The sequence below is a fragment of the Novosphingobium mathurense genome (genome assembly GCF_900168325.1).
GTDB lineage: Bacteria > Pseudomonadota > Alphaproteobacteria > Sphingomonadales > Sphingomonadaceae > Novosphingobium > Novosphingobium mathurense.
Genome location: NZ_FVZE01000001.1, coordinates 1026362 through 1052931 on the forward strand (window position 1 = coordinate 1026362; position 26570 = coordinate 1052931).

The following is a 26570-nucleotide window of genomic DNA, read 5'->3' on the forward strand; positions in this document are numbered from 1 at the left end:
TGGAACATATCATGAACAACGCAAACGAATCCAACACGGAAAGGATCAGGATCGATGCTTTTGCGTCAGATCGAACGCTTCCTGCGCCAGACGGACATGCCCTGCACCAAGTTTGGGCGGCTCGCGGCACAGGACCCGCGCTTCGTGGCCGACTTGCGCAATGGCCGCATTCCCCGCGCCGCCACAGCGGCACGGGTCGAGGAATTCATGCAAAACTACCAGGAGACCAATCATGCGCATTGACCCCGCTTCAGACCGCTCGATGCTCGACACGCTGCGAGCCCGCGCTTCAGGATCGGCCCGGCGCGGCCCCTGGCTGAAGCTCCTGTCCGACGTCCTCACTCTCGCCGGCCCGCAAGCGGAACTGCTGCGGCATGGGGAACGGCCCTGGAGCAGCGCCACCTTTTCGGGCAGCCGCCACAGCATCGCCCTGTCGTTTGCCGGTGAGCGCGCGGTCGACGCCGGAGAAGCGCTCATCGCTTCCCTGCCCGATCATGAGTTCGCCATCCCCGGCCACCTCGTCGCCGATGCCACGATCACCGGCGTCGATCACGAGAACGGCCCCGAACCGCGCATGACGGTCGAGGCCGAACTGCTCCTGCTAGAGGAGGGCTGATCGAGGCAAAAACCTGTCTCCGGGCGCTCAGAGCGCCCGGGACAGATCCTTGATCTCCGTGTTCAGGATGCGGTCGTTCTCCGAGTAGTCGACCGGACAGTCGATCACGTGAACGCCGGGAGTATCGCGGCAATGGGCCAGCAGTTCATTGAGGTGCTGCGCGCTTTCCACCCGGTAGCCCCTGGCGCCATAGCTTTCGGCATACTTGACGAAATCGGGGTTGTTGTAGGTCAGGCCGAAGTCGGCAAAGCCCATGTTCGCCTGCTTCCAGCGAATCATGCCATAGGCATTGTCATTGAGGATCAGCACGGTCAGGTTCAGGCCGAGGCGTACCGCGGTTTCCAGCTCCTGACTGTTCATCATGAACCCGCCGTCGCCGCAGATCGCCATGACCTTGCGCTCGGGATAGACCATGGCGCTCGCCATCGCGGAAGGAAGCCCTGCCCCCATCGTCGCCAGCGCGTTGTCGAGCAGGACGGTGTTGGGCTTGCAGGCACAGAAGCCGCGGGCGAACCAGATCTTGTAGACGCCATTGTCGAGGCAGATGATGGCATCGTCGGGCATCGCATCACGCACCTGCTGCACGAGGTGCGGCGGGAAGATCGGGAAGCGTTCGTCGGCCGCCAGCTTCGCGGTGTGCTCCACCTCGGCCTTGCGGAAGCCGAGCATGGCGTCAAAGTTCCACTTCTCCGACGGCACGATCGCTTCCTTGATCTGCCACATGGCATTGGCGATATCGCCGATCACCTCGATATGCGGGAAGTAGACCGGGTCCACTTCGGCCGTCTTGGTCGAGATATGGACGACGACGCGGTCATCGCGCGTGCCGTCGTTGTGCATGAAGAACGGCGGCTTCTCGATCACGTCGTGCCCGATATTGAGGATGCAGTCGGCGTCCTCGATGGCGCGGTGGACGAAGTCCCCGGCCGAAAGCGCCGCACAGCCCAGGAACTTGGGATGGCGCTCATCGATCACGCCCTTGCCGAGCTGGGTAGTGAGGAAGGGAATGCCGGTCTTCTCGACGAATTCGCCCAGCATCTTGCTGGTCATCTTGCGATTCGCACCGGCACCGATCACCAGCAGCGGCTTTCTCGCGTTCTGCAGAGCTTCGACGGCCTGGGCGATCGACTTCACGTCAGCCGTCGGGCGGCGGACGATCGAACGGCGCACGGGACGCGAATCGGTGTGCTCGTCGGCGATATCCTCGGGCAGTTCGATGTGCGTCGCGCCCGGCTTTTCCTCTTCGGCGATCCTGAAGGCTTCGCGCACACGGCTCGGGATGTTGTCCGAGGACGCCATCTGGTGCGCATACTTGGTGATCGGCCCCATCATCGACACGACGTCGAGGATCTGGAAACGGCCCTGCTTCGATTTCTTTATCGGCTTCTGGCCAGTAATCATCAGCATCGGCATGCCGCCGAGCGTCGCATAGGCCGCGGCAGTCACGAAATTGGTCGCGCCCGGCCCCAGGGTCGAAAGGCACACGCCGGTCTTGCCGGTATGCCGTCCGTAGGTAGCCGCCATGAAGCCTGCACCCTGTTCATGCCGGGTCAGGATGAGCTTGATCTTCTCCGATCGCGAAAGCGAGTCGAGAAAATCGAGGTTCTCTTCACCGGGAACGCCGAAAATGTACTCGACGCCCTCCTCTTCAAGGCACTCGATAAAAAGATCTGAAGCCTTGCGCTTGTCGCCCTCTGCCATTTCCGCTTTCCCCGTTCCTGGTTTTTTTCAGAGCCGGTATAGGACTATCCGGTCTCGCGTCATGCGCAAATACGCATTCCGGCGCAGCCTGCGCCCTGATGAATGGGCTAGCGACCTCTTCCTTTAAATAGGGCTAAAGCGGCAAAATCAGTTGCGCGCACGGAACAGCGAGACGCGCAGCGGGCGCCGCTGACCAGTCAATGGACCATGAAGTCCGCGTACCGCCCGCCGGCGCCGCCAAGCGACGGGGGCCAGGCGAAGGCCGGGCTCAGCCCAGCTTCCACTCCCAGCCAAGCGGATCGCCATCCATCGCCTCGACGCCTTTCGCGGCAAGTTCGTCGCGCAGGGTATCGGAGGCGGCAAAGTCCTTTGCGGCCCGTGCTTTCTTGCGCGCCGCCAGCGCAGCCTCGATTTCCGCTTCGGAGATGACCGCGTTCTTCGGGCGCAGACGCAGATCGGCGCGGGACGTTCCGAAGAGGCCGAGGCCGAGCACCGCATCCATGGCCTCCACCACCGCGCGCTTGGCCGCGGGATCGACCTTCTTCGCAGCAAGCACGTCTTCCAGCGCCGTCAATGCGACCGGGGTGTTGAGATCCTCGGACATCGCCTTTTCGAAGGTCTCGATCATCGCCGCGAGCTTGGGGTGCGAAGGCGCTCCGGCTTCAACGTCGGCAAGGCGTTCGGCGGCCATGATCATGCGCTTCAGGCGGGTAAGGGCAGCACCGAGGCCATCCCACGAGAACTCCAGTTCCGAACGGTAATGCGCCTGCAGGCACATCATGCGGTAGGCGAGCGGGTGATAGCCCCTGTCGATCAGGAGTTGCAGGCGAAGGAACTCGCCCGAGGACTTGCTCATCTTGCCCGAGCGCTCGACGAGGAAGTTGTTGTGCATCCATACGCGCGCCCCCGAATTGGCGGGAATGTCGAGCCCGTTGGTGCAGCAGAAAGCCTGGTTCTGCGCGATCTCGTTCGGGTGATGGATCTCGCGGTGGTCGATTCCTCCGGTGTGGATATCGAAGGGGAAGCCAAGCAACTTGCCCGACATGACCGAGCATTCCAGGTGCCAGCCCGGCGCGCCCGGACCCCACGGCGAATCCCATTCCATCTGGCGCTTCTCGCCCGCCGGAGTCTTGCGCCAGATCGCGAAGTCGGCCGCATTGCGTTTGCCGTCGACGGCCTCGATGCGCCCCTCGCCCTCCTCCGTCACGGCTCGGGCCAGACGGCCGTAGTCAGCCACTGTAGAGACGTCGAAGTAGAGGCCACTGTCGATCTCGTAGCAGTGCTTGTCGGCGATCTGCTTCGCAAACTCGATCATCTGCGGCACGTATTCCGTCGCTACCGACCACTGGGCGGGCTGACGAATGTTGAGCGCTGCGATGTCGGCCCAATATGCCTCGGTATAGTGGCGGGCGATGTCCCAGATGGACTGCGCCTTCTCGGCTGCCATCTTCTCCATCTTGTCCTCACCGGCATCGGCATCGTCGGTCAGGTGGCCGACATCGGTGATGTTGATGACGTGGGTGAGCCTGTAGCCCTTGTGGCTCAGCGTACGCCCGAGGATGTCGGCAAAGACATAGGCACGCATGTTGCCGATATGCGGGTAGTTGTAGACCGTCGGCCCGCACGAATAGACCCGCGCCTCGCCCTCATGGACGGGCTGGAACGGTTCCAACTGGCGGGTCAGGCTGTTGAACAGCGTCAGTGCATGGGCATCGGTCATGGCCGAGGGGCATTAGGCGGCGATACGTGGCAGTCAAGGTGCATGCGTGGGGCGCTGCGGGATCGAGGCACGCTGACGGAGCGCTACACGCAGATGTCACTCAGATTCACAGATAGCGGATTGCCGCCATTCACAGATCGACTGGGTTGGATGGCCACAGCTTTGTGCCTGCTGAGCGCGTACCACCAACCGGTTGGTGGTCCGCCTTCATCCTCGAAACGGATATCGCAGGCATCTTCGCTTCAATCCACAGATGCGGCTGCTTCCTCCAAGGCATCCCTGATGCAAGCGCCGGTAGGCTGGCGCGATGCCCGGTGCAGGGTCCTTGTCGACGATGGCGACTACGAAGGAGCGTGCCTCTTCCTGCAGCAAGCTGGCGGCACATTCTCGATCAAGCGTCCGGACCATATGCCGCTGATACACGAGATATCGCTCATAACAGTTGCGGTCACCGGTCCGAACCAGGCGGAAGTCAGTGGCTTGAGCAGCGCGGGCACTGTTTCTCGCTGGGGTGGAGCCCAACGCAGCCGAGAAGACGGGGCCCGTTGGGTAGGACAATCTGCGCCTACTGACAGGCCTGCGATCGCGGGCGGCTCAGGCGTGCGATACCATCAGCAAAGCGACGCCCACCGTGATCAACACGAAACCGGCCCATTCGCGTGCCGTCAGCCAGCGTCCGGAAAGTTTGCGTGAGACGAGGGCGACGATGGGCATTTCGATCAGGGCCAGCGTGCGCACATTGGCGGCGGCAGTCAGCGAGAAGCCGATGAACCATCCGGCGGAGGCGAGTGCACCCAACGCTCCGCCCGTGACCGACAATCGCCATTCGCGAATGGAGCCGAAGAAGCCCGAAGCGTCGCGCAGCACGAACCAGCCAACGAGGACGGAGGACTGGATTCCCAGCGAAACCACCAGCATCAGGAGGCTGCGCAGCATGAAGCTGCCCTCCGGGACGGCTTCGATCGAGGCCCGAAAGCAGATCGAGGTCAACCCGAAGAGTGCACCACTGACGACGCCCACTGCCAGCGGCTTCACCTCGAACAGCTTCGCTCCGCCGTCCCCCGGCCGCAACGAGGCCATGACGACGCCGAAGGTCACCACCAGGACCGCCAGCCAACTGCCGAGCGGAAGTCGGTCACCGATCAGGGCAAAGCCGAGGACCGCGACCGTTACCGGTTCGGTCTTGATATAGGCATAGGCGACACCGAAGTCGCGCTTCTGCATGACGACCAGCATAAGCGCAGTCGCCACGATCTGGGTCACCGAACCCACGGCCGACCATGCCAACGCATCGATCGGAACGGCTGCAAGCCCTTCCCCGGTCGCGAAATGGAAAATCCCCAGGAAGAGGATCGCAAGCGGCAAGCCGTAGATGAAACGCACCTGCGTTCCGCCCACGGTCCCGATCCGCGAAGCCAGCCGCGATTGCGCCGCGTTGCGCAGCACTTGGGCGAGCGCCGCGGCAAGGGTGAACGGCACCCACAGCAACGTTGAATCTGTCATCATCCCCCCGGAAGCGATCAAACCACGATCAGAAGCCGAGGAAGCTTACCTGTTCGTCGAGTGGCACCCGGTCGCGCTCGAACCGGTTGACAGGTGCATCCTCGTCGCGGTGGCCGATGGCCAGGCCGCAGAACAGGATGTGCGTCTCGTCGGAAACGCCGATGTGCTCCTTGATTACACGGGCATAGAGCGACATCCATTCCTGCGGGCAACTGTCCAGCCCTTCCTCGCGCAGCAGCAGCATGATCGACTGCAACCACATGCCCACGTCCGACCACTGCGGCGGCCCCATGAAGCGCTCGAAATAGCAGACCAGCAACGCCGGCGCGCCGAAAGAGAAGATGTTCGCCCGCGTGAAGGCTTCGCGGGCTTCGGCGTCCTCGCGCTCGATACCGAGCGCGCCATACATGCTGGCACCGACCTGCTGCAGCCGGGCCAGGTGGCGGGGCGACTGGTTTGGTTCGGAAAAGCTGTACTCGATCGGGTCCTGCGGCGCGGACGCCAGCATCTTTTCCTGCAGGGCCTTGAGCGGTTCGCCGGCCAGTACGGTGGCCTGCCAGGGCTGGAAATTGCAGCCCGACGGCGTCATGCGCGCCCGGTCCAATACGCGGCGGATCACATCGAGCCCGACCGCTTCATCGCGGAACGCGCGGATCGAGCGGCGGCTGGCGACAGCCTCGGATACTTTCATCATTCTTCCTCGAACAGGCCGGCGAGCTGTTCGATCATCGTGCCGCCGAGTTGCTCGGCGTCCATGATCGTCACCGCGCGGCGATAGTAACGGGTCACGTCGTGCCCGATGCCGATGGCGACGAGTTGGACCGGCGATTTCGCCTCGATCCACTCGATCACCTTGCGCAAGTGCGCCTCGAGATACCCTGCGCTGTTTACCGACAGCGTGGAATCGTCGACCGGCGCACCGTCTGAAATGACCATGAGGATGCGGCGATCCTCGGGCCGGGCGAGCATGCGGTTGTGCGCCCAGAGCAGCGCCTCGCCGTCGATGTTCTCCTTGAGCAGCCCCTCGCGCATCATCAGGCCGAGGTTCTTGCGCGCACGGCGCCAGGGCTCATCGGCCTTCTTGTAGATGATGTGCCGCAGGTCGTTGAGGCGGCCCGGGCTGGCAGGCTTGCCGTTCGCCAGCCATGCCTCGCGGCTCTGCCCGCCCTTCCAGGCTCGTGTCGTAAAGCCGAGAATCTCCACCTTCACGCCGCAGCGCTCCAGCGTACGTGCGAGCACGTCGGCGCTGATCGCGGCAATCGAGATCGGCCGTCCGCGCATCGAACCCGAGTTGTCGAGCAACAGGGTCACGACGGTATCCTTGAACTCGACGTCGCGCTCCACCTTGTAGGACAGCGACTGTCCGGGCGATACAACCACGCGGGCGAGCCGCGCGGCGTCGAGCAGCCCCTCTTCCTGGTCGAAGTCCCAGGAGCGGTTCTGCTGGGCCATGAGGCGACGCTGGAGGCGATTGGCAAGGCGCGTGACCACGCCCTGCAGCCCCTTGAGCTGCGCATCGAGATAGGCGCGCAGGCGCGTCAGTTCTTCCTCGTCACACAGTTCCGAAGCGCCGACCACCTCGTCGAAGGCCTCGGTGAAGACCTTGTAGTCGAAGCTGTCTGGAATGTCCGTCCAGGGCCGGTTGGGACGGACGGGAAGCATGCCCTCCTCGCCGTCCTGGCCTTCCTCGGCCTCCTGCATGTCGTCCGAGGCCTCGCCATCGGATTCGCTTTCGCCCTCGTCTTCTCCCTGGCTGGGTTCGGCAGCCATTTCCGCCGGCTGCTGCTCCTCGCCCGCGTCGGCGCCGTCTTCTTCCTGTTCGGTTTCCTCGTCGCCGTCGAGATCGTCGGAGTCCTCGGGCGGCTGCTCGATTTCCTCGGCGCGGGTCAGCTCGAGGTGCTGGAGCATGTCGAGCGAGAGGTTCTGGAAAGCCTGCTGATCGCCAATCGAATCGGCCAGCGCCTCGATATCGCCGCCGGCCTTCTCCTCGATCCAGTCGCGGATCATGTCGACGCCCGGGCGCGCAATCTCGGGGATCGGCTGTCCGGTGAGCTTTTCGCGCAGCATCAGCGCCAGCGCCGACTGCAGCGGCACCTGGTCACGCGATTCGGCGCGGGAAATGGGATCGGAGGCGATGCGCGCCTCCAGCGATGCATCGAGATTCTCGCGCATCCCGGAATAGCGGTTCGAGCCAAGCGCCTCGTAGCGCACCATCTCGACCGCGTCGTAACATGCCCGTGCCGAGGGTTCGGCGGGAGCATGACGCTGGTGCAACCTGTCGTCGTGGTGGCGCACCTTCAGCGCGAAGCTGTCGGCATAGCCGCGGGCCTGCATCGCCGCTCCGCGCGGCAGGTTGCGTCCGGGCATGGGTACCCTGAAGGTTCCCCCCGTCGAGCTTGGCGCATCGGCCGTCCAGTTGACCTCGATCTCCTTTTCATGGGCGATGGCGCGCGATGCGCCTGCCAGAACGGATTTGAAGCGGTCGGCTGGGGTCTCGTCACTCAACGGGAAGGAACCTTAGGAAACAGGGTGGATACTCAGATAGTCTGGCCGGTCTTGGCCCAGTCGGCAAGGAAGCCTTCGATGCCCTTGTCGGTCAGGACGTGCTTGAACAGGCCCTTGATGACGGCGGGCGGCATCGTAGCGACGTCGGCACCGATCTTCGCGCACTGCAGCAGGTGGATCGGGTGACGGATCGAGGCCGCGAGGATCTCGGTCTCGAATGCGTAGTTGTCGTAGATCAGGCGGATGTCCTCGATCAGCGAGATGCCGTCGAGACCGTTGTCGTCGTGGCGACCGATGAAGGGCGAGATGAAGCTCGCACCTGCCTTGGCGGCCAGCAGCGCCTGGTTGGCCGAGAAGCACAGGGTCACGTTGACCATGGTGCCGTCCGAGGTCAGCTTCTTGCAGGTCTTCAGGCCGTCGATCGTCAGCGGCACCTTGATGCAAACGTTGTCGGCGATCTTGCGCAGGATTTCGGCCTCGCGCATCATCCCTTCATGGTCGAGAGCGACGACTTCGGCCGAAACCGGACCATCGACGAGACCGCAGATTTCCTTGGTGACTTCCATGAAGTCACGGCCGGACTTGGCAATCAGCGATGGGTTGGTGGTGACGCCGTCCAGCAGGCCGGTTTCGGCAAGCTCGGCGATATCGGCAGTGTCGGCGGTGTCGACGAAAAACTTCATGGCGTGTTCCTATCGGCAAGGCAGGGAGCCGCACGGGCGATTCTGGCCCGATACGGCGATTCTGGCGCCGCTATAGGGAAGCACGCCTCCTGCGGCTAGGCCTACAGGAGCTTGAGCCCGGCAATCAGCACCGGATCGTGCGTCGCCTCCGGATTTTCGCGAATTTCCGATTCGGCGGCCCCGATCTCGTACCAGATCGCATTGTCCGCCTCGAGCGCAAGGGCATGGGCGGCGTCGGCGATGTTCACCCCGGTCAGAGAGGATATCGCCTCACTGAGGAACGGATCGTCGGCTATCCGCATCGCGCGGTCGAGCTCCGGGATCATCGCGTTGACAAGGGCCGGCCCCATCTGGTCGCGCAGATATGTCGTCGCGCCGGAATGGCCCGCGCGCAGCAGGGCAATGGCATCGGAAATCGAGATGTGGCGCACGGCATCGGCGACCACGGGCGCTGCCTTGCGGGCACCGTCCTCAGCCAGGTTGTTGAGCTGGTGCTGCAGCTTTTCGCGGAACAGGTTGCTGCGCAGTATACCCGAGAGCAGCGTCCCGGTCTTGCCGAACAGCACCGGCATGTCGATTCGCGCCACGGCGCTGTCCCAGAAGCCGTCCGGCTGGGTCAGCCGGGCGAATGCCTGCCGGGTCGAAGCCTCGAGCAACCGGCGCACCACTTCGACATAGCTGGGCGGGCCGAGCGAGGCACAGCCCGGCAAGGTCAGCGCAGCGCCTGCCAGGATACCACCCAGCACCGCGCGCCGCCCGGTCACGATCGCCTGCAGTTCACCCCCGATTTCATTCGATCCCCAATTCACAATCGCATGCTCCTTCACCTTCACGGGACCGGATGCCTATATGCCCCGGCAGATGAACCGTGTCCGACTCCTTGTCTTCAACGCCGCGCTGGGCGTCCTCGACTATAGCGTTCCCGAAGGGATGACCGTGGAGCCCGGCTCCGTGGTCGTAGGTCCGCTCGGTCCGCGGCAGGTACTCGGCATTGTCTGGGAACCGGAACGTCTGAGCGCGCAGGAAGTGCCCGACGCGAAGTTGCGCCCGCTTCTGGAAGTGCTGCCGGTACCGCCCCTGCCCGCCCGGCTGCGCCGCCTGATCGAATGGACGGCCGACTACTATTGCGCGCAGCTATCCTCCGTTGCCCGTATGGCACTGGGCAGCAGCGCAGCACTGCGGGGCGGCGGCACGACGACCGAGTATCGCCTTTCCGGCGAGGAACCCAAGCGCCTTACGCCCCAGCGTGCAGTGGCGCTCGATGCACTGCAGGGCGAGCAGGCATCGATCCGCGAGCTGGCCGAACTGGCCAGCGTCTCCGAGGGCGTCCTGCGTGGCATGGTGGGCGCCGGGCTGCTGGAGCCGGTGACGGTCGACCTCGACCGCCCCTATCCCCCGGCCCTGCCCGACTTCGACCAGCCCGAACTCAGCGAAGGCCAACGCAAGGCCGCCGACACCTTCGTTGAAGCAGTGAAGGCCCGCAAGTTCGCTCCTTTCCTGCTCGACGGCGTGACCGGCTCGGGCAAGACCGAAACCTATTTCGAAGCCGTGGCAGAGGCGATCCGCGAAGGCCGGCAGATCCTTGTACTCTTGCCCGAGATCGCCCTGACCGAGAACTTTCTGCGCCGTTTCGAGCAGCGCTTCGGAGTCTCGCCGGTGCAGTGGCACTCTTCGCTCAAGGCCAGCGAACGCCGCCGCGCCTGGCGCGCGATCGCCTTCGGAGAAGCGCAAGTCGTCGTCGGCGCGCGCTCGGCCCTGTTCCTGCCTTATCCCAAGCTGGGGCTGATCGTCGTCGACGAAGCCCACGAGGTCTCGTTCAAGCAGGACGACGGCGTACGCTACAATGCCCGCGACGTGGCCGTGATTCGCGCCAAGTTCGAGCAGATCCCGGTCATCCTCGCCAGCGCGACGCCCGCGCTCGAATCGATGCAGCTTGCCGAAGCCGGGGTCTATCGCAAGATCGATCTGCCGGACCGCTTCGGCGGCGCGACGCTGCCGCAGATCAACATTCTCGACTTGCGCCAGGAGCCGCCCGAGCGCGGACGCTGGCTCGCCCCGCGTCTCGTCGATGAAATGAAGGAACGACTGGCGCGCGGCGAGCAGTCGCTGCTGTTCCTCAATCGGCGCGGCTATGCCCCGCTCACCCTTTGCCGCAATTGCGGCTACCGCTTCCAGTGCCCCAACTGCACCGCCTGGCTGGTCGAACATCGTTTCTCGCAGCGCCTGGCCTGCCATCACTGCGGCCACGAAACGCCGGTCCCGGAGGCCTGCCCCGATTGCGGGACTGCCGACTGCCTCGTTGCCTGCGGACCGGGCGTCGAGCGTATTGCCGACGAAGTCGCCGAGATCCTGCCCGAGGCCCGCACGGCGCTGGTCACTTCGGACACCATGAACAATCCCGAAGCGATCGCCGAATTCGTGGCAATGGCCGAGGGCCGCGCGATCGACGTGATCATTGGGACCCAGCTCGTCACCAAGGGCTATCACTTCCCCGAGCTGACACTGGTCGGCGTCGTCGATGCCGACCTCGGCCTGGAAGGCGGAGACTTGCGCGCGGCAGAGCGCACCTACCAGCAGGTCGCACAGGTCGCCGGGCGCGCCGGGCGTGGCGAGAAGCCGGGCGAAGTGCTGATCCAGACCCGCCATCCGGAAGCCTCCGTGATCGCGGCGCTGGCCGCGGGAGACCGCGATGCGTTCTACGCGGCCGAGACCGAGGCCCGCCGCGATGCAGGCGCGCCGCCGTTCGGGCGCTGGGCCGCGATTATCGTCTCATCGGAAGACCTGTCCGAAGCCCAGTCCGCCGCCCGCGCCATCGGCGGCACCGCGCCCGACCATCCCGACATGCTCGTCCTCGGCCCCGCGCCTGCCCCGCTGTCACTGCTGCGCGGACGCCACCGCTTCCGCCTCCTGATCAACGCGCGGCGCTCGGCGGAACTGCAGCGCTACTTGCGCGAATGGCTCGACCCGCTGGAATTCCCGCGCGGCGTGCGCGTCCATATCGACATCGATCCCTACAGCTTCGTGTGACCTAGCCCCGGTCCGGCGCTTCCCGCTCGCGTTTGAGCAGTTCGCGCTTGATCGCTTCGCCATAGGCATAACCGCCAAGCGAACCGTCTGACCGGATCACTCGGTGGCAGGGGATGAGGACGGCGACATTGTTCGCGCCATTGGCCGAGCCCGCCGCACGTACCGCCGCGGGCTTGCCGATGGCCGCTGCGATCTGCGCATATGTACGCGTCTCGCCCGCAGGTATCCGCTGCAGTTCCTGCCAGACCGCCTCCTGGAAGGCGGTACCCTGAACGTCGAGAGGAATGCTGCGGGAATCGCCCGGCTGCTCGACCGCGGCAACGACCCGACGCAGAAGGCCTGCGAATTCCTCGCCGCCTTCCACCAGCGTGGCCTTGGGAAAGCGGGCGACCAGGTCCTCAAGTGCTTCCGCGAAGGACAGTCTGCACACGCCCTTGCCCGTGGCGGCCACGAGCATCTCGCCAAGGCTGGTCGGGACCACCGCCCAGTGGATCGTCACGCCCTTGCCCCCGTCACGCCACGCCGAAGGGCTCATGCCCAGCTTTCCCTCGCTGGCTTCGTAGAATCGAGAAGAAGCACCGAAACCCGCCTCGTAGATGGCCTCTGTCACGTTCGCTCCTCCGCTCATCGCATCGCCTGCCCGGCGCAGCTTCAGTGCGCGCGCATAGGCTGCCGGCGACAACCCGACCGCACGCTTGAACAGGCGCTGAAAATGGGTCGGGCTATATCCTGTCAGTTCGGCAAGCTCCTCTAGCGAAGGTGCCTGCTCTGCCTCCTTGATCCGGCCGATGGCCACCCGGAGAGCCTCTTCATCGCGCGAGACGTCACCGGGTCGACAGCGCAGGCACGGACGAAGCCCCGCTGCCTCGGCTGCGCGAGCCTCCTCGAAGAAGCGCACGTTCTCGCGCCGGGGATGGCGCGCCGAGCAGGACGGGCGGCAATAGATGCCGGTCGACAGTACCCCGGTCACGAACCGACCGTCGAACTTCCGGTCGCGCTCGAGCACCGCCTGCCAGGCGCGCTCCTCGTTCAATCCGGCTTCTGCAAGGCTCACTGATCCGCTCCATGGCGCTCTATGCGCGCTGCGAAACATCCATAGGCGGCATTGTGCACATGGATGCAAGCCACGTCACGATTGGCGAAGAGCCGGTCGATGCCGTCTTCCACCTTCCCAGGGCCAACAAGCAGGGCATCGACCATCATGCCGTCCTGCGCGAATCCCCTCAGCGACAGATGCCGCCCATCGAATACGGGAGGCAGGCAATCGACATAAGGTTCGCACTCTTGGGCAAGCTCACGAACGAATATAGCATGGGTGGTGCGATAGGGATTATCCACCGGATGGCTGACAAAGTTGAGCAGGAGCACGCTCTCGCCCCTGTCGGCATCGCGCAGGCTAATCCGGCACGGAAACCCCCGATCCGCGTCAGCGACTAGCCGCAGCCCCCCTATTCGCGCCAATTCCTGTCCATCCAACGAAAAATAGGGAGCGAACGAAGATCTCGGCAGACCCATGATTCGGTACGTCATCGCAGGCAACTCCACGGCTGTTTCCGCCATAGTTGCACCCCTGCAGAACCACCGCTTCCCGCGCCTTGCTTTTAAACCGCTTTTCGCAGCATTGTCTCCAAGCACCTTCGGGTGCCTTGCATCATGACAATATCGTCGCTATGCGCGCCCCGTCTGCGGGCCGGGGGGTGCGTTACTTGCGCACGTCCGTAACAGTGCCCCAGCCCACCCGATGTAAGGAAAGAACACGCGTGGAGAATTCCGGCGGCATAAAAGCCAGCTTGCAAGGGCGCTACGCTTCGGCGCTATTCGATCTTGCCAGCGAGAACGGCACCGTTTCGGCGGTTGAGTCCGACCTTGAGAAAGTCGGTCAGGCGATCGGCGAGAGCGCTGACTTCGCAGCACTGATTCGCAACCCGCAGGTGAGCCGCGAGGCCGCCGGAAAGGTTGTCGATGCCGTCAGCGGCGTTCTGGGCCTTTCGGACCTCACCAAGAATTTCCTGGGCGTGCTTGCGGCCAACCGCCGCCTCTCCGCCCTGCCCGAGATCATTCGCGCCTTCGCCGCGATCGCAGCCGCCCAGCGCGGCGAAGCGACCGCCGACATCACGTCCGCTCATGCGCTGACCGACGAACAGGTCGAACAGCTGCGCCAGAAGCTGGAAGTTCGCGAAGGCCGCAAGGTCAAGGTCAAGACGAGCGTCGATCCCGACCTGCTCGGCGGCCTTGTCGTCACTATCGGTTCCAAGCGCATCGACAGCTCGATCCGCACCCGTCTCAATTCGCTCGCCCAGGCCATGAAGGGCTAAGAAAGGCAGAACAATGGATATCCGCGCAGCAGAAATCTCGAAGGTCATCAAGGACCAGATCGCCAGCTTCGGCACCGAAGCCCAGGTTTCCGAAGTCGGCTCGGTTCTGTCGGTCGGTGACGGCATTGCCCGCATTCACGGCCTCGACAAGGTGCAGGCCGGCGAAATGGTCGAGTTCGCCAACGGCGTGCAGGGCATGGCGCTCAACCTCGAAGCCGATAACGTCGGCGTCGTGATCTTCGGCTCGGACGCCGAGATCAAGGAAGGCGACACCGTCAAGCGCACGAACACCATCGTCGACGTCCCCGTCGGCAAGGGCCTGCTCGGCCGCGTGGTCGACGCCCTCGGCAACCCGATCGACGGCAAGGGCCCGATCGAAGCCACCGAGCGTCGCCTCGTCGAAACCAAGGCTCCGGGCATTATTCCGCGCAAGTCGGTTCACGAGCCCGTGCAGACCGGCCTCAAGGCCATCGACGCCCTCGTTCCCGTCGGCCGTGGCCAGCGCGAGCTGATCATCGGTGACCGTCAGACCGGCAAGACCGCCGTTGCCATCGACACCTTCATCAACCAGAAGGATGCGAACAAGGGCAACGACGAGAGCAAGAAGCTCTACTGCATCTACGTCGCCGTTGGCCAGAAGCGCTCGACCGTCGCGCAGATCGTGCGTCAGCTCGAAGAAAACGGCGCGATGGAATACTCCATCGTCATCGCCGCAACCGCTTCGGAACCCGCTCCGCTGCAGTACCTCGCGCCCTACACCGGGGCCGCGATGGGCGAATTCTTCCGCGACAACGGCATGCACGCCGTCATCGTGTACGACGACCTTTCCAAGCAGGCCGTCGCCTACCGTCAGATGTCGCTGCTGCTCCGCCGTCCGCCGGGCCGCGAAGCTTACCCGGGCGACGTTTTCTACCTGCACAGCCGCCTCCTCGAGCGCGCGGCCAAGATGAACGACGACAACGGCGCCGGCTCGCTGACCGCCCTGCCGATCATCGAAACCCAGGCAGGCGACGTCTCGGCCTACATTCCGACCAACGTGATCTCGATCACCGACGGCCAGATCTTCCTTGAAACCGGCCTGTTCTACCAGGGCATCCGTCCGGCCATCAACGTGGGTCTGTCGGTGTCGCGCGTCGGCGGTTCGGCTCAGACCAAGGCGATGAAGAAGGTCGCCGGCTCGATCAAGCTCGAGCTCGCCCAGTACCGCGAAATGGCTGCCTTCGCGCAGTTCGGTTCGGACCTCGACGCTTCGACCCAGAAGCTGCTCAACCGCGGCGCGCGCCTGACCGAGCTGCTCAAGCAGAAGCAGTTCTCGCCGCTGGCCTTCGAAGAGCAGACCGTGTCGATCTTCGCCGGCACCAACGGCTACCTCGACGGCATCGCGGTCTCCAAGGTCACCGAGTACGAAGCTGAAATGCTCAGCTTCATGCACGAAAAGCACGCCGACGTGCTCGAACTGATCCGCACGACCAAGGACTTCGGCGACGAAGCCAAGGCGAAGACCAAGGCAGCGCTCGACGCGTTCGCCAAGCAGTTCGCCTGAGATTGACCTGATCTTCCGTTCCGGTCTGCCCGCGAGGCAGCCGGAGCGGAACAAGGAGAGAAACGAGTGGCTTCGCTCAAGGAACTCAAAGGCCGCATCAACTCGGTCAAATCGACCCAGAAGATCACCAAGGCCAAGCAGATGGTCGCCGCGGCCAAGCTGCGCAAGGCGCAGGCGGCGGCCGAGTCCGCGCGTCCCTATGCTTCGCGCCTCGCCGAGGTGATGGGCTCGCTCGCCAGCAAGATCACGGTCAGCGACAACAGCCCCAAGCTGCTCGCCGGCACCGGCAGCGACCAGATCCACCTGCTCGTCGTCGCGAACTCGGACAAGGGCCTGTGCGGCGCGTTCAACGCGAACATCGTCAAGGCCGCCCGCGTCAAGGCGAAGGAACTGGAAGCACAGGGCAAGACCGTGCTCTTCTACCTCATCGGCCGCAAGGGCCGCGCGGTAATCAAGCGCGAGTACCCCAAGCAGATCGCCAAGATGTTCGACACCACCGACGTGCGTGATCCGGGCTTCAACGAGGCCGAGAAGGTCGCGAACGAACTCGTCGCCATGTACGAGGACGGTCAGTTCGACATCGCGCACCTGTTCTACTCGAAGTTCCGCTCGGCGCTCGTCCAGGAGCCGACCAGCCAGCAGATCATTCCGGTCCCCGCACCCAAGGCCGCCGTTGCCGAAAGCGACGCCGTGGTCGAGTACGAACCGGACGAGGAAGACATCCTCGCTGCCCTGCTGCCGCGCTACCTGCGCACGCAGATCTTCGGCGCACTGCTTGAAAACGCCGCTTCCGAGCAGGGCGCGTCCATGACCGCCATGGACAACGCGACCCGCAACGCTGGCGATTTGATCAACAAGCTTACCATCCAGTACAACCGCAGCCGCCAGGCCGCGATTACCACCGAACTCGTCGAAATCATCGCGGGCGCGGAAGCGCTCTAAGACATCGCAGGCAAGGAAACCAAAATGGCCACCGCACCCGTGCTCAACCAGACCACTACCGGCAAGATCAGCCAGGTCATCGGCGCCGTCGTCGACGTGACCTTCGAAGGCGAGCTGCCCGCAATTCTCTCCGCGCTCGAGACCGACAACAACGGTCGCAAGCTCGTGCTCGAAGTTGCCCAGCACCTCGGCGAGAACACTGTCCGCACCATCGCCATGGACGGCACCGACGGCCTCACCCGCGGCCAGGACGTCGTCAGCACCGGCGCCCAGATCTCGGTCCCTGTCGGTCCCAAGACCCTCGGCCGCATCATGAACGTCGTCGGTGAGCCGATCGACGAGCGCGGCCCGATCGGTGCCGAGCAGTCGGCCCCGATCCACGCCAAGGCTCCGGAATTCGTCGACCAGTCGACCGAAGCCGCGATCCTCGTCACCGGCATCAAGGTCATCGACCTTCTCGCGCCTTACGCCAAGGGCGGCAAGATCGGCCTGTTCGGCGGCGCCGGCGTGGGCAAGACGGTTCTCATCCAGGAACTGATCAACAACATCGCCAAGGGCCACGGCGGCGTGTCGGTCTTCGCGGGCGTCGGTGAACGTACCCGTGAAGGTAACGACCTCTACCACGAGTTCCTCGACGCCGGCGTTATCGCCAAGGACGCCGAAGGCAACGCCACTTCGGAAGGTTCGAAGGTCGCCCTCGTTTTCGGTCAGATGAACGAGCCCCCGGGCGCCCGCGCTCGCGTCGCTCTCTCGGGCTTGACCATGGCCGAGTACTTCCGCGACCAGGAAGGCCAGGACGTTCTGTTCTTCGTCGACAACATCTTCCGCTTCACCCAGGCGGGTTCGGAAGTGTCGGCTCTGCTCGGCCGTATTCCTTCGGCCGTGGGCTATCAGCCGACCCTGGCGACCGACATGGGCGCCCTGCAGGAACGCATTACTTCGACCACCAAGGGCTCGATCACCTCGGTCCAGGCCATCTACGTTCCCGCGGACGACCTTACCGACCCGGCGCCGGCGACCTCGTTCGCGCACCTTGACGCAACGACCACGCTGAACCGCGCCATCTCCGAGCTCGGCATCTATCCGGCCGTCGACCCGCTCGACTCGACCTCGCGCGTGCTTGAGCCCCGCGTTGTCGGCCAGGAGCACTACGAAACCGCTCGCAAGGTCCAGGAGACCCTGCAGAAGTACAAGTCGCTCCAGGACATCATCGCCATTCTCGGCATGGACGAGCTCTCGGAAGAGGATAAGCTGACCGTCGCCCGCGCGCGCAAGATCCAGCGCTTCCTCTCGCAGCCGTTCCACGTGGCCGAAGTCTTCACCGGCATTCCGGGCAAGTTCGTCCAGCTCGAAGACACCATCAAGTCGTTCAAGGCCGTTGTCGACGGTGAGTACGACCACCTGCCGGAAGCGGCCTTCTACATGGTCGGCGGCATCGAAGAGGCCATTGCCAAGGCCAAGAAGCTGGCTGAGGACGCGTAAGTCTCATGGCACTGCACTTCGAACTCGTTACGCCGGCGAAGCTCGTCCGCTCGGAGGACGTCCACATGGTGGTCGTCCCCGGCACGGAAGGCGAGTTCGGCGTGCTCCAGGGCCATGCGCCCTTCATGTCGACGGTCGCCGACGGCGCCCTCAAGGTCTATCGGACCGAGAACGGCGCTCCGGAAGAGATCATCATCACCGGTGGCTTCGCTGAAGTCGGCGATACCGGCCTGACGGTTCTCGCCGAACACGTCGAAGGCTGATTTCGACAGCCAGAAACGCCGAAAAGGGGCGTCGCCGGAACACGGCGGCGCCCCTTTTCGTTGAAGGTGCGTGCTTGCCCTGCCCGTCAGCGCTTGCGGGCGGTAGGCGCGTGAAAGTCGTGTGGCTTGCGCGACACCCACGAGACGAACCTGGCGATCGCAGGCGCTGTGCGAAGTACTTCGCCTTCCTCCCCCAGCCGGGCGAGTTCGGCATTGCTGAAGGTCGCATGGATGGTGCGGTGGCAGATCGGGTGGACCGGCACGGTTGCCCTGCCACCCCGACTCTTGGGCACGGGATGATGCCATTCGACCCGCCGTCCGAGGGGGCGATCACACAGCCAGCAGTGGAGTGGTTCGGGGGGCATTGCCGTCAGTCTAATGCTCCGGCGTTCGTCCTGCCAAGAGCGGGAGTGAACCGGGTTGAAGACCCGGCCGGCCATGCAATCGATTTGTCCATCATTAGGAAGTTATCAAAGTTTCAACCTTAATCTTCGAACCCATCGCAAGGGATTAGGCCCGCAAAAATCACGCGGGCGCTGACAAGGTTGGAAGTCTCATGAGCGCATTCGGGCGGCGGAACGGTATTGGTGGCATGGGCCAGGGGGCCCGTCCTGCCTTCGGCGTAGCCAAGCCCATCAAGGGCGGATCGGCGACGGAAAAAGCCCCTCCTGCTGCACCAGGCGGTGCGCCGCTGCCCGGCGGCGACCAGTTCCCTCCTCTGCCGGGCGCAAGCCCCTCGGTCCCGCCGATGCGCGAGGATGCGATGTCACGGCTCGCCGACCGCGCCAATGCCGTTCATGAGCAAGTGGAGCAGAACGGCTTCGAAGCCTCGATTCACAAGATCAAGGAACAGGTGCTTCCGCGCCTCCTCGAGCGCGTCGATCCCGAGGCGGCGGCCACGCTGACCAAGGACGAGCTTTCGGAAGAATTTCGCCCGATCATCATCGAGGTGCTTGCCGAGCTCAAGATCACCTTCAACCGCCGCGAGCAGTTCGCGCTCGAGAAGGTGCTGATCGACGAACTGCTCGGTTTCGGTCCGCTCGAGGAATTGCTCAACGACCCCGACGTCTCGGACATCATGGTCAACGGTCCGAATCAGACCTACATCGAAAAGAAAGGCAAGCTGCAGCTCGCCCAGACCAAGTTCCGAGACGAGCAGCACCTGTTCCAAATCGCCCAGCGCATCGTCAACCAGGTCGGGCGCCGCGTCGACCAGACCACGCCGCTGGCCGACGCCCGCCTCAAGGACGGCAGCCGCGTCAACGTCATCGTGCCGCCGCTCAGCCTGCGCGGCACTGCCATCTCGATCCGCAAGTTCTCCGAGAAGCCGATCACCATCGACATGCTCAAGGACTTCGGTTCGATGAGCGAGAAGATGGCCACCGCGCTCAAGATCGCCGGCGCCTGCCGCATGAACGTGGTCATCTCGGGCGGCACCGGCTCAGGCAAGACGACGATGCTCAACGCCCTGTCGAAGATGATCGACCCCGGCGAACGCGTGCTGACGATCGAGGACGCGGCCGAACTTCGCCTGCAGCAGCCCCACTGGCTGCCGCTCGAAACCCGCCCGCCGAACCTTGAAGGTCAGGGCGCTATCACCATCGGCGATCTCGTCAAGAACGCCCTGCGTATGCGTCCGGACCGCATCATCCTGGGCGAAATTCGCGGCGCCGAGTGCTTCGACCTGCTCGCCGCCATGAACACCGGCCATGACGGCTCGATGTGTACGCTCCACGCGAACTCTCCGCGCGAGTGCCTTGGCCGTATGGAAAACATGATCCTGATGGGCGACATCAAGATCCCCAAGGAAGCCATCAGCCGCCAGATCGCCGAATCGGTCGACCTGATCGTACAGGTGAAGCGCCTTCGCGACGGTTCGCGCCGCACCACCAACATTACCGAAGTGATCGGCATGGAAGGCGACGTGATCGTCACCCAGGAACTCTTCAAGTTCGAGTACCTGGACGAGACCGAGGACGGCAAGATCCTCGGCGAATTCCGCGCCTCGGGCCTGCGCCCCTATACGCTGGAAAAGGCGCGCCAGTTCGGCTTCGACCAGGCCTATCTGGAAGCGTGCCTCTAACCGGTCGGAACGGACCTTCGAAACATTGAAGCGGCCTCGCTCTCCTGCAGGGCGGGGTCGTTTCGCATGCCCCTAGTTCACGCCGAGCCATGCCCTCCCGGAAATGCCGAGCAGCAGCACGGCCGCCAGCAGCGACCAGAAGAAGATCGTCGTCCACGGCATGAAACCGACGCTGTCGAGATTGCGCCGCTTCATCCGACGGCGGTCTCCGATCCACGCGACGAAGGCAAGGAGTGCAGCAAGCGCGCCTGCGGTTGCAAGAAAACGCATCGAATCATCCATGCCCTGCCCCTTGCCTCGCCGTAGCTGAGAGTTAAAGCGCTTATCCGTGCACCAAGCTGAGCGCCCCCTCCTGGCCATCGCGCTGCGACTGGCCGCCATGTCCATGCTCTCGACGATGTTCATGTTCATGAAGCTGCTCGGTGAGAACGGCGTTTCGATGCCCGAGACGATCTTCTGGCGGCAGGCCATGAGCGTTCCTCTCCTGCTCGGCTGGCTCTTTGCGACCGGACGCCTCCGGCTGCTCGCGACGCGACGATTGAAAGCCCATGCCACGAGATCGGTGATCGGGACGATGGGTCTTGTCTGCAACGTCGGCGCCGCCGTGCTGCTGCCGCTTCCGGTCGCCACCACTCTCGGGTTCACCGGCCCGCTGTTCGCAGTTCTGATCACTGCCCTTGTTTTGCACCAGACGGTCGGCAAGTGGCGCTGGACAGCTGTCGCACTGGGATTTGCCGGCGTCCTGATCATCGCCCAGCCCGGCAGTTCGGATATCCCGCCCATGGGTCTGGTGTTCGGCCTTGGTGCGGGAGTTGTCGTCGCCACCGTCAGCTTCCAGATCCGCGACCTTGCACGCACGGATGCCCCGATTGCCTGCGTGTTCTGGTTCGCGATGTTCGGCGCCCTGATCACGGCCGCGCTGCTGCCCTTCTACAGCCAGCCTCACGAGCCTCGCGTCTGGCTTCTGCTCGTGGGTACCGGCGCCGCCGGAACCTTGGCACAGACGCTGATGACGACTTCGCTACGCTACGGACAGGTCGCCACTGTCGTCGTCATGGATTACACATCACTCATCTGGTCGACGACCTGGGGCTGGCTGATCTTCGCCGATCTTCCGCCGACTGCGACCTGGCTGGGGGCGCCCGTCATCATCACGGCCGGGATCATCATCACCTGGCGCGAACACGTCCTGGCGCGCAACATTTCCGCGACATCTGCACTCGACGAAGGCTCCATCGAGCAGGCATCGGCAAGATCCCGGGGAACATGAGCGCCCACCGGGAGTTCCCTTGATCAACCCGGGCCCGGGATCGCTTGAATGCTGAAAGGGAATTACCGATGGTCAAGAAACTCGTTCTCGCACTTGCCGCAAGCGGCATCCTCTTCACTGCAACCGCCTGCAACACCGTAAAGGGCGCGGGCCGCGACATCGAATCGGTCGGCCAGGCCGGCGACGACGCGATCAATTGACGCCAATCGCTCCATGCACGCGCAGGGCCGCCCGCAAGTCGAGCGGTTCTGCCCGTGTGTTCACGATGACACGCGAGATCTTCCTTTCCGCAGCAGTACTGCCTAAATCCTGATTCAGCGGGTCCCGGACGACCGGAAGGCATGCCCGTTCAACAGGAAACAGAAATGATCAGGAAGCTCGTACTTACCCTTCTGGCTGGCACTGTCGTCCTTGGCGCAGCGGCCTGCAACACGGTTCGCGGTGTCGGCCAGGATCTCGAATCCGCCGCCAACACGGTCGACAAGGCCACCTGAGGCCTCAGGCCTCGACCGTCGCCTCGGGCGGTACAACGGCAGTATCGTGTCCTGGCCTGCGGCTCCACAACGAGGCCAGGAAACTGCCGATCAGAACATGCAGCACGGCGGAAATGGCCGCGGGGACAGGTGCAAGCGCGGCCTGCAACGGATTTGCGAACTGCCGCATGAAAGCAGGCGTCGAAGCCAGGCTCGCGCCCAGCCCGCTGTTCTGCATTCCCACTTCCACACTGATGGTTCGCGCGGACGCTTCGCTGAGGCCCAGCAGTCGGCTCAAGACATATCCAAGCCCGAACCCCGCCGCGTGCAGGGTAAAGACCGCGGCCAGCAGGATATTCGCATGGGCCTCGATCAGCGGCTTCGAGCGGGCGATGATGGCCGCCACGATCAGTACGACGAAAAGTACCGAAATGACCGGTGACACCGCGCTGGCCGCTTTCGTCACGCGCGGCAGGTAGCGGTTCATCAGGACCCCGACGATCACCGGCAACAGCACCACCGTCATCATGCCCCTGAACAGGTTCCAGCGGTCGATCTCGATGAAGACTCCGGCCAGCCAGCCCGTCAGCAACGGGGTCATGACAATGGCCACCAGTGTCGAGACCATCGTCATCGTCACCGACAGCGCCACGTTGGCGCGGGCGAGGTAACACACGACATTCGACGCGGTACCGCCCGGGCAGCAGGCCACGAGGATCAGCCCGACGGCAAGCCCCGCCTCCAATCCGAAGGCCCAGGCTACGGCGAAGCCGGCGAGCGGCATGATCGTGAACTGCAGGACGACCCCCGCAAGGACCTGCGACGGCATTGCCAGGACCCTGCGGAAGTCATCGAAGCTGAGGGTGATACCCATGCCCAGCATGATAACGCCGAGCATGACGCTGATCAGGGGCTGGCCGAAAGGCGCAAAACGCCCGTCGGCCACCCAGATGAAGTGATCGGGCATGAACCACGCCCAGGTTACGCCCAGCACGGTCCACAAGGCGAAAAGCCTCGTCACCCGATCCATCATCCGTCAAATCCCCCCGTCGGGCGGGTCAGCTCCCGCCAATCTCGCTTAGCGAGGGCTGTCCCGGCTCACCCGGTGCACCCTGCCACACGAGGACGGGCTTACGCGCTGCCTGCGTCTCGTCAAGACGGCGACGCGGTGCAAAGTGCGGTGCGGAGTGCAGGCTATCGTCGCCCGCCTTCGCCCGCTTAGCCAGACTGCGCAGCGAACCGATGAAGCGGTCGAGTCCGGCCTTGCTCTCGGTCTCGGTCGGCTCGACCAGCATCGCCCCCTTGACCACCAGCGGGAAATAGACCGTCATCGGGTGGAAACCCTCGTCGATCAGCCCCTTGGCGATGTCGAGCGTCGAGAAGCCATCGGCAAGGCCCGCATCACTGAACAGCGCCTCGTGCATGCAAGGGCCGCTCTTGGCGAACGGTGCCGGCAGCAGGTCCTCGCACGAACGCAGGACGTAGTTGGCGTTGAGCACCGCGTCCTCGGCAACCCGGCGCAGTCCATCGGCACCATGGCTGAGGATGTAAGTCAGCGCACGGGTGAACATGCCCATCTGGCCGTGGAAGGCGACCATGCGTCCGAAAGCGCGGCCATGGCCCTCGCCCCGGTTCTCTTCCTCGACGAGATGAATGCCCCCGTCAGGCCCACGGGTCACGAACGGCAGCGGCGCGAAGGGCGCCAGCGCTTCTGACAGGACGACCGGACCGGCACCCGGCCCCCCGCCACCGTGGGGCGTCGAGAAGGTCTTGTGCAGGTTGATGTGCATGGCATCGACGCCAAGGTCGCCCGGGCGCACCTTGCCGACGATCGCGTTGAAGTTCGCGCCGTCGCAATAGACATATCCGCCCGCCTCATGGACGGCATCGGCAATCGCCTTCATGTCCGGTTCGAACAGGCCGCAGGTGTTCGGGTTGGTGATCATCACCCCCGCCACGTTGGGTCCGAGCTTCGCCTTGAGCGCCTCGAGGTCGACGCGGCCGGCGGGCGTTGCAGGGATCGACTGTACCTTGAAACCGGCAAAAGCCGCCGTCGCCGGGTTGGTCCCGTGGGCGCTTTCCGGAACGAGCACGATGTCGCGCTTCTCACCGCGCGCGTCGAGCGCGGCGCGTATGCACAGCAGGCCGCACAGTTCGCCATGCGCACCGGCCTTGGGGCTCATCGCCACCGAAGCCATCCCGGTCAGCGTGATCAGCCAGTCGGCAAGCTGCTCGATCACTTCGAGCGCACCCTCGACCGACTTTTGCGGCTGCAGCGGGTGGACATCGGCAAAGCCCGGCAGGCGCGCCATCTTCTCGTTGAGGCGCGGGTTGTGCTTCATCGTGCACGAACCGAGCGGGAACGGCCCGAGGTCGATCGCGTAGTTCTGACGCGACAGACGCGTATAGTGCCGCACCGTTTCCGGCTCGGTGAGGCCGGGCAGGTCCGGTGCAGCCTTGCGCAGGAACTTAGACAGGCCCGCCGCGGGCGCGCGGTCGGGCTTATCGATATCGACGCCGCACTTGCCTTCCGCGCCCAGTTCGAAGCTCAGCGGCTCCTCGAGCATCAGCCCGTAATCGCCGCTGGAAGTTACGAATTTTTCCAAGGCTTCACCAGCCTCGCCCATGGTCGGACGCCAGCCCGCCGCGTTCACGCCGCTCATGCCGGCACTCCTTCCAGAACCGCTGCCAGTTCAATGGCAAGCGTCTCGATGTCTTCGTCGGTGGTCGTCTCGGTCGCCGCGACCAGCAGGCCATTGTGCAGGTCTTCCTGGGCCGGGAACAGGCGGCCGAGAGAGACACCGCCCAACACCTTGCGGTCGGCCAGTTCGCGCAGCACTTCGCGCGCATCACCGGGAAGGACCAGCGTGACCTCGTTGAAATAGGCATCGTTGAGGAGCGAGACGCCGGGGATCTGCGTCAGGCGCTCGACCACTGCCTGCGTGCGGGCATGGTTCACGGCCGCCAACTGGGCCAGGCCACTGCCGCCAAGCAGGGTCAGGTGAATGCTGAAGGCCAGCGCGCAAAGCCCGGAATTCGTGCAGATATTGCTCGTCGCCTTCTCGCGGCGAATATGCTGTTCGCGGGTCGAAAGCGTCAACACGAAACCGCGCTTGCCCTCGGCATCGACAGTCTCACCGCAGAGACGGCCCGGCATCTGGCGCACGAATTTCTCGCGGCAGCCGAACAGGCCGAGGTAAGGTCCGCCGAACTGCAGACCGACGCCCAGCGACTGTCCTTCGCCCACGACGATGTCGGCGCCCAGATTGCCCGGCGCCTCGATCATGCCCAGCGCAACGGGCTCGGTCACGACGGCGATCACCAGCGCGCCCTTGGCATGGGCCGCTTCGGAAATCGCCGCGAGGTCCGGGACGCGGCCGAGGATATCGGGATACTGGACGACGACGCACGAGGTCTTGTCGTCGATCGCCGCGATCACCGCGGCATCGTCAGGCTCACCCTTGAGCTCGCAGGAAAGCGAGGCGATCTCGTCCTCGGTGAACTTGGCCATGGTGCGCACCACTTCGCCGTAGTGCGGGTGCAGGCCACCAGAGAGGATCGCCCGATCCTTGCGGGTGATGCGCGCCGCCATCAGGATCGCTTCCCAGCACGCGGTCGAACCATCGTACATCGAGGCGTTGGCAATGTCGGTCCCGAACAGGCGCGCAACCTGGGTCTGGAACTCGAAGAGCACCTGCAACGTGCCTTGCGCGATTTCCGGCTGGTACGGCGTGTAGGCCGTCAGGAACTCACCGCGCTGGATGATGTGGTCGACCGAAGCCGGCACATGGTGGCGATAGGCCCCTGCCCCAAGGAAGAACGGCACCGAACCGGCGCTGAGGTTCTTGCCCGCCAGCGCGCTCATGTGCCGTTCCACGGCCATTTCGCTGGCATGCATGGGCAGCCCCTCGACCGGGCCGGAAAGCCGCGCCTCGGCGGGCACGTCGATGAAGAGATCGTCGACCGAGGCGGCGCCGATCACGTCCAGCATGGCGGCGCGATCGGCATCGGTCAGGGGCAGGTAGCGCAAGGGGCGTTACTCCGTACGATTCGATTGAGAATCAGAGGGTTTCGACAAATGCCTTGTACGCGGTCTCATCCATGAGACCTTCGAGCTCGGCAGGATCGGACAGGGTGATGCGGAACAGCCAGCCACCCTTCTCGGCATCGGTGTTGACCAGTTCCGGCTCATCGGCGAGCGCGGCATTGGCATCGGCAACAGTGCCCGAAACCGGCGTGTAGACGTCCGAGGCCGCCTTGACGGAATCGACGACCGAAACGGAATCGCCCTTGGCGACAGTGGCACCGGCGTCCGGCAGTTCGACGAAAGTGATGTCGCCGAGCTGGCCCTGCGCATAGTCGGTGATCCCGACCGTGCCGGTGTCGCCTTCGACTTCGATCCATTCGTGGTCTTCGGTAAAATAACGGGTCATCTGGGCAAGCT

Annotated in this window: 27 protein-coding genes; 12 read left to right on the forward strand and 15 right to left on the reverse strand. The window is 64.2% G+C overall.

Annotated features, from left to right (window positions below; translation table 11 throughout):
* The first annotated feature begins 54 nt into the window (after nucleotides 1-54).
* Together B5483_RS04880 and B5483_RS04885 are read left to right on the forward strand one after the other, a co-directional pair.
* Nucleotides 55-243, forward strand: a complete 189-nt coding sequence (locus B5483_RS04880; RefSeq protein ID WP_079729617.1) for a hypothetical protein — start codon at nucleotides 55-57, stop codon at nucleotides 241-243.
* 19 nt (nucleotides 244-262) lie between these two features.
* Nucleotides 263-616 carry a hypothetical protein gene (locus B5483_RS04885; RefSeq protein WP_079729881.1) on the forward strand — a complete coding sequence of 118 codons (354 nt, stop codon included), beginning with the start codon at nucleotides 263-265 and terminating at the stop codon, nucleotides 614-616.
* Nucleotides 617-643: 27 nt separating this feature from the next.
* Here B5483_RS04885 and B5483_RS04890 read toward each other — a convergent pair whose 3' ends face one another.
* The 7 genes from B5483_RS04890 to B5483_RS04920 all read right to left on the reverse strand — a co-directional run bounded on the left by B5483_RS04890 (nucleotide 644) and on the right by B5483_RS04920 (nucleotide 9537).
* The gene (locus B5483_RS04890) at nucleotides 644-2317 is read right to left on the reverse strand and encodes an acetolactate synthase large subunit (RefSeq protein WP_054948053.1); all 1674 of its coding nucleotides are present in this window, start codon (nucleotides 2315-2317) and stop codon (nucleotides 644-646) included.
* A gap of 268 nt (nucleotides 2318-2585) precedes the next feature.
* Nucleotides 2586-4037, reverse strand: a complete 1452-nt coding sequence (gene cysS / locus B5483_RS04895) for a cysteine--tRNA ligase (RefSeq protein WP_079729618.1) — start codon at nucleotides 4035-4037, stop codon at nucleotides 2586-2588.
* A 594-nt stretch (nucleotides 4038-4631) separates the two neighbouring features.
* Nucleotides 4632-5540 (reverse strand): DMT family transporter, encoded by a 909-nt coding sequence (locus B5483_RS04900; protein WP_079729882.1) that lies wholly within the window; start codon nucleotides 5538-5540, stop codon nucleotides 4632-4634.
* 28 nt (nucleotides 5541-5568) lie between these two features.
* Nucleotides 5569-6231, reverse strand: a complete 663-nt coding sequence (locus B5483_RS04905; RefSeq protein WP_054948051.1) for a nitroreductase — start codon at nucleotides 6229-6231, stop codon at nucleotides 5569-5571.
* A complete protein-coding gene (gene cobT, locus B5483_RS04910) occupies nucleotides 6231-8045 on the reverse strand; it encodes a cobaltochelatase subunit CobT (protein ID WP_054948050.1) in 1815 nt (604 codons plus the stop codon). Before cobT ends, B5483_RS04905 begins: the two co-directional genes overlap by 1 nt.
* Nucleotides 8046-8077: 32 nt before the next feature.
* Entirely contained in the window at nucleotides 8078-8728 is a 651-nt protein-coding gene (gene fsa / locus B5483_RS04915; RefSeq protein ID WP_079729619.1) for a fructose-6-phosphate aldolase, read from the reverse strand.
* Between the two features lie 101 nt (nucleotides 8729-8829).
* Nucleotides 8830-9537: a DUF4197 domain-containing protein gene (locus B5483_RS04920; protein ID WP_245828817.1), complete on the reverse strand. Its 708-nt coding sequence runs from the start codon at nucleotides 9535-9537 to the stop codon at nucleotides 8830-8832.
* A 52-nt stretch (nucleotides 9538-9589) separates the two neighbouring features.
* On the opposite strand from B5483_RS04920, the gene B5483_RS04925 reads away from it, so the two are divergent.
* Nucleotides 9590-11755 carry a primosomal protein N' gene (locus B5483_RS04925; protein ID WP_079729620.1) on the forward strand — a complete coding sequence of 722 codons (2166 nt, stop codon included), beginning with the start codon at nucleotides 9590-9592 and terminating at the stop codon, nucleotides 11753-11755.
* 1 nt (nucleotide 11756) lies between these two features.
* On the opposite strand, the gene ada is transcribed toward B5483_RS04925, so the two are convergent.
* Together ada and B5483_RS04935 are read right to left on the reverse strand one after the other, a co-directional pair.
* Nucleotides 11757-12809 (reverse strand): bifunctional DNA-binding transcriptional regulator/O6-methylguanine-DNA methyltransferase Ada, encoded by a 1053-nt coding sequence (gene ada / locus B5483_RS04930; protein ID WP_079729621.1) that lies wholly within the window; start codon nucleotides 12807-12809, stop codon nucleotides 11757-11759.
* On the reverse strand, nucleotides 12806-13315 hold the full coding sequence (locus B5483_RS04935) for a DUF1203 domain-containing protein (RefSeq protein ID WP_342743637.1): 510 nt from the start codon (nucleotides 13313-13315) through the stop codon (nucleotides 12806-12808). The genes ada and B5483_RS04935 overlap by 4 nt, the downstream gene beginning before the upstream one ends.
* 200 nt (nucleotides 13316-13515) lie before the next feature.
* Here B5483_RS04935 and B5483_RS04940 point away from each other — a divergent pair, with 200 nt between their 5' ends.
* The 5 genes from B5483_RS04940 (at nucleotide 13516) to B5483_RS04960 (ending at nucleotide 18300) form a co-directional block, all read left to right on the forward strand.
* Nucleotides 13516-14070: a F0F1 ATP synthase subunit delta gene (locus tag B5483_RS04940; RefSeq protein ID WP_054948046.1), complete on the forward strand. Its 555-nt coding sequence runs from the start codon at nucleotides 13516-13518 to the stop codon at nucleotides 14068-14070.
* A gap of 13 nt (nucleotides 14071-14083) precedes the next feature.
* Nucleotides 14084-15613 (forward strand): F0F1 ATP synthase subunit alpha, encoded by a 1530-nt coding sequence (gene atpA / locus B5483_RS04945; protein WP_054948045.1) that lies wholly within the window; start codon nucleotides 14084-14086, stop codon nucleotides 15611-15613.
* A 66-nt stretch (nucleotides 15614-15679) separates the two neighbouring features.
* Complete coding sequence (locus B5483_RS04950; protein WP_054948044.1) at nucleotides 15680-16555, forward strand: F0F1 ATP synthase subunit gamma; 876 nt, start codon at nucleotides 15680-15682, stop codon at nucleotides 16553-16555.
* Between the two features lie 24 nt (nucleotides 16556-16579).
* A complete protein-coding gene (gene atpD / locus B5483_RS04955; protein WP_054948043.1) occupies nucleotides 16580-18037 on the forward strand; it encodes a F0F1 ATP synthase subunit beta in 1458 nt (485 codons plus the stop codon).
* A 5-nt stretch (nucleotides 18038-18042) separates the two neighbouring features.
* Nucleotides 18043-18300: an ATP synthase F1 subunit epsilon gene (locus B5483_RS04960; protein WP_054948042.1), complete on the forward strand. Its 258-nt coding sequence runs from the start codon at nucleotides 18043-18045 to the stop codon at nucleotides 18298-18300.
* Between the two features lie 86 nt (nucleotides 18301-18386).
* On the opposite strand, the gene B5483_RS04965 is transcribed toward B5483_RS04960, so the two are convergent.
* Nucleotides 18387-18665 (reverse strand): HNH endonuclease, encoded by a 279-nt coding sequence (locus tag B5483_RS04965; RefSeq protein WP_079729622.1) that lies wholly within the window; start codon nucleotides 18663-18665, stop codon nucleotides 18387-18389.
* 191 nt (nucleotides 18666-18856) lie between these two features.
* On the opposite strand from B5483_RS04965, the gene B5483_RS04970 reads away from it, so the two are divergent.
* Nucleotides 18857-20383 carry a TadA family conjugal transfer-associated ATPase gene (locus B5483_RS04970; RefSeq protein ID WP_139383904.1) on the forward strand — a complete coding sequence of 509 codons (1527 nt, stop codon included), beginning with the start codon at nucleotides 18857-18859 and terminating at the stop codon, nucleotides 20381-20383.
* Nucleotides 20384-20455: 72 nt separating this feature from the next.
* Here the strand turns inward: B5483_RS04970 and B5483_RS04975 are convergent, their stop codons facing one another.
* On the reverse strand, nucleotides 20456-20665 hold the full coding sequence (locus tag B5483_RS04975; protein ID WP_054944800.1) for a hypothetical protein: 210 nt from the start codon (nucleotides 20663-20665) through the stop codon (nucleotides 20456-20458).
* Between the two features lie 46 nt (nucleotides 20666-20711).
* Here B5483_RS04975 and B5483_RS04980 point away from each other — a divergent pair, with 46 nt between their 5' ends.
* From B5483_RS04980 to B5483_RS04990, 3 genes are all read left to right on the forward strand, one after another.
* Nucleotides 20712-21653, forward strand: coding sequence for a DMT family transporter (locus tag B5483_RS04980; protein WP_079729624.1), 942 nt, complete (start codon nucleotides 20712-20714; stop codon nucleotides 21651-21653).
* A 68-nt stretch (nucleotides 21654-21721) separates the two neighbouring features.
* A complete protein-coding gene (locus B5483_RS04985; RefSeq protein ID WP_054944799.1) occupies nucleotides 21722-21853 on the forward strand; it encodes an entericidin A/B family lipoprotein in 132 nt (43 codons plus the stop codon).
* Between the two features lie 165 nt (nucleotides 21854-22018).
* Complete coding sequence (locus tag B5483_RS04990) at nucleotides 22019-22147, forward strand: entericidin A/B family lipoprotein (protein WP_079729625.1); 129 nt, start codon at nucleotides 22019-22021, stop codon at nucleotides 22145-22147.
* A gap of 4 nt (nucleotides 22148-22151) precedes the next feature.
* Here the strand turns inward: B5483_RS04990 and B5483_RS04995 are convergent, their stop codons facing one another.
* The 4 genes from B5483_RS04995 to gcvH are packed head-to-tail and all read right to left on the reverse strand — an operon-like array spanning nucleotide 22152 to nucleotide 26559.
* Nucleotides 22152-23159: a bile acid:sodium symporter family protein gene (locus tag B5483_RS04995; protein WP_079729626.1), complete on the reverse strand. Its 1008-nt coding sequence runs from the start codon at nucleotides 23157-23159 to the stop codon at nucleotides 22152-22154.
* 25 nt (nucleotides 23160-23184) lie between these two features.
* On the reverse strand, nucleotides 23185-24789 hold the full coding sequence (gcvPB, locus tag B5483_RS05000) for an aminomethyl-transferring glycine dehydrogenase subunit GcvPB (RefSeq protein WP_079729627.1): 1605 nt from the start codon (nucleotides 24787-24789) through the stop codon (nucleotides 23185-23187).
* On the reverse strand, nucleotides 24786-26156 hold the full coding sequence (gene gcvPA, locus B5483_RS05005; RefSeq protein ID WP_079729628.1) for an aminomethyl-transferring glycine dehydrogenase subunit GcvPA: 1371 nt from the start codon (nucleotides 26154-26156) through the stop codon (nucleotides 24786-24788). The genes gcvPB and gcvPA overlap by 4 nt, the downstream gene beginning before the upstream one ends.
* Nucleotides 26157-26187: 31 nt before the next feature.
* Nucleotides 26188-26559, reverse strand: a complete 372-nt coding sequence (gcvH, locus tag B5483_RS05010; protein WP_054944795.1) for a glycine cleavage system protein GcvH — start codon at nucleotides 26557-26559, stop codon at nucleotides 26188-26190.
* Nucleotides 26560-26570: the final 11 nt, after the last annotated feature.

Coding starts and splice junctions, on each gene's coding strand:
- B5483_RS04885 (WP_079729881.1), top strand. CDS start 263: ATGCTCGACACGCTGCGAGCCCGCGCTTCAGGATCGGCCCGGCGCGGC.
- B5483_RS04880 (WP_079729617.1), top strand. CDS start 55: ATGCTTTTGCGTCAGATCGAACGCTTCCTGCGCCAGACGGACATGCCC.
- B5483_RS04965 (WP_079729622.1), bottom strand. CDS start 18,665: ATGCCCCCCGAACCACTCCACTGCTGGCTGTGTGATCGCCCCCTCGGA.
- B5483_RS04990 (WP_079729625.1), top strand. CDS start 22,019: ATGATCAGGAAGCTCGTACTTACCCTTCTGGCTGGCACTGTCGTCCTT.
- atpD (WP_054948043.1), top strand. CDS start 16,580: ATGGCCACCGCACCCGTGCTCAACCAGACCACTACCGGCAAGATCAGC.
- B5483_RS04905 (WP_054948051.1), bottom strand. CDS start 6,231: ATGAAAGTATCCGAGGCTGTCGCCAGCCGCCGCTCGATCCGCGCGTTC.
- atpA (WP_054948045.1), top strand. CDS start 14,084: ATGGATATCCGCGCAGCAGAAATCTCGAAGGTCATCAAGGACCAGATC.
- B5483_RS04985 (WP_054944799.1), top strand. CDS start 21,722: ATGGTCAAGAAACTCGTTCTCGCACTTGCCGCAAGCGGCATCCTCTTC.
- B5483_RS04890 (WP_054948053.1), bottom strand. CDS start 2,317: ATGGCAGAGGGCGACAAGCGCAAGGCTTCAGATCTTTTTATCGAGTGC.
- B5483_RS04960 (WP_054948042.1), top strand. CDS start 18,043: ATGGCACTGCACTTCGAACTCGTTACGCCGGCGAAGCTCGTCCGCTCG.
- B5483_RS04970 (WP_139383904.1), top strand. CDS start 18,857: ATGAGCGCATTCGGGCGGCGGAACGGTATTGGTGGCATGGGCCAGGGG.
- B5483_RS04975 (WP_054944800.1), bottom strand. CDS start 20,665: ATGGATGATTCGATGCGTTTTCTTGCAACCGCAGGCGCGCTTGCTGCA.
- gcvH (WP_054944795.1), bottom strand. CDS start 26,559: ATGACCCGTTATTTTACCGAAGACCACGAATGGATCGAAGTCGAAGGC.
- B5483_RS04900 (WP_079729882.1), bottom strand. CDS start 5,540: ATGACAGATTCAACGTTGCTGTGGGTGCCGTTCACCCTTGCCGCGGCG.
- B5483_RS04995 (WP_079729626.1), bottom strand. CDS start 23,159: ATGATGGATCGGGTGACGAGGCTTTTCGCCTTGTGGACCGTGCTGGGC.
- gcvPB (WP_079729627.1), bottom strand. CDS start 24,789: ATGAGCGGCGTGAACGCGGCGGGCTGGCGTCCGACCATGGGCGAGGCT.
- B5483_RS04935 (WP_342743637.1), bottom strand. CDS start 13,315: ATGGCGGAAACAGCCGTGGAGTTGCCTGCGATGACGTACCGAATCATG.
- cysS (WP_079729618.1), bottom strand. CDS start 4,037: ATGACCGATGCCCATGCACTGACGCTGTTCAACAGCCTGACCCGCCAG.
- B5483_RS04925 (WP_079729620.1), top strand. CDS start 9,590: ATGAACCGTGTCCGACTCCTTGTCTTCAACGCCGCGCTGGGCGTCCTC.
- fsa (WP_079729619.1), bottom strand. CDS start 8,728: ATGAAGTTTTTCGTCGACACCGCCGACACTGCCGATATCGCCGAGCTT.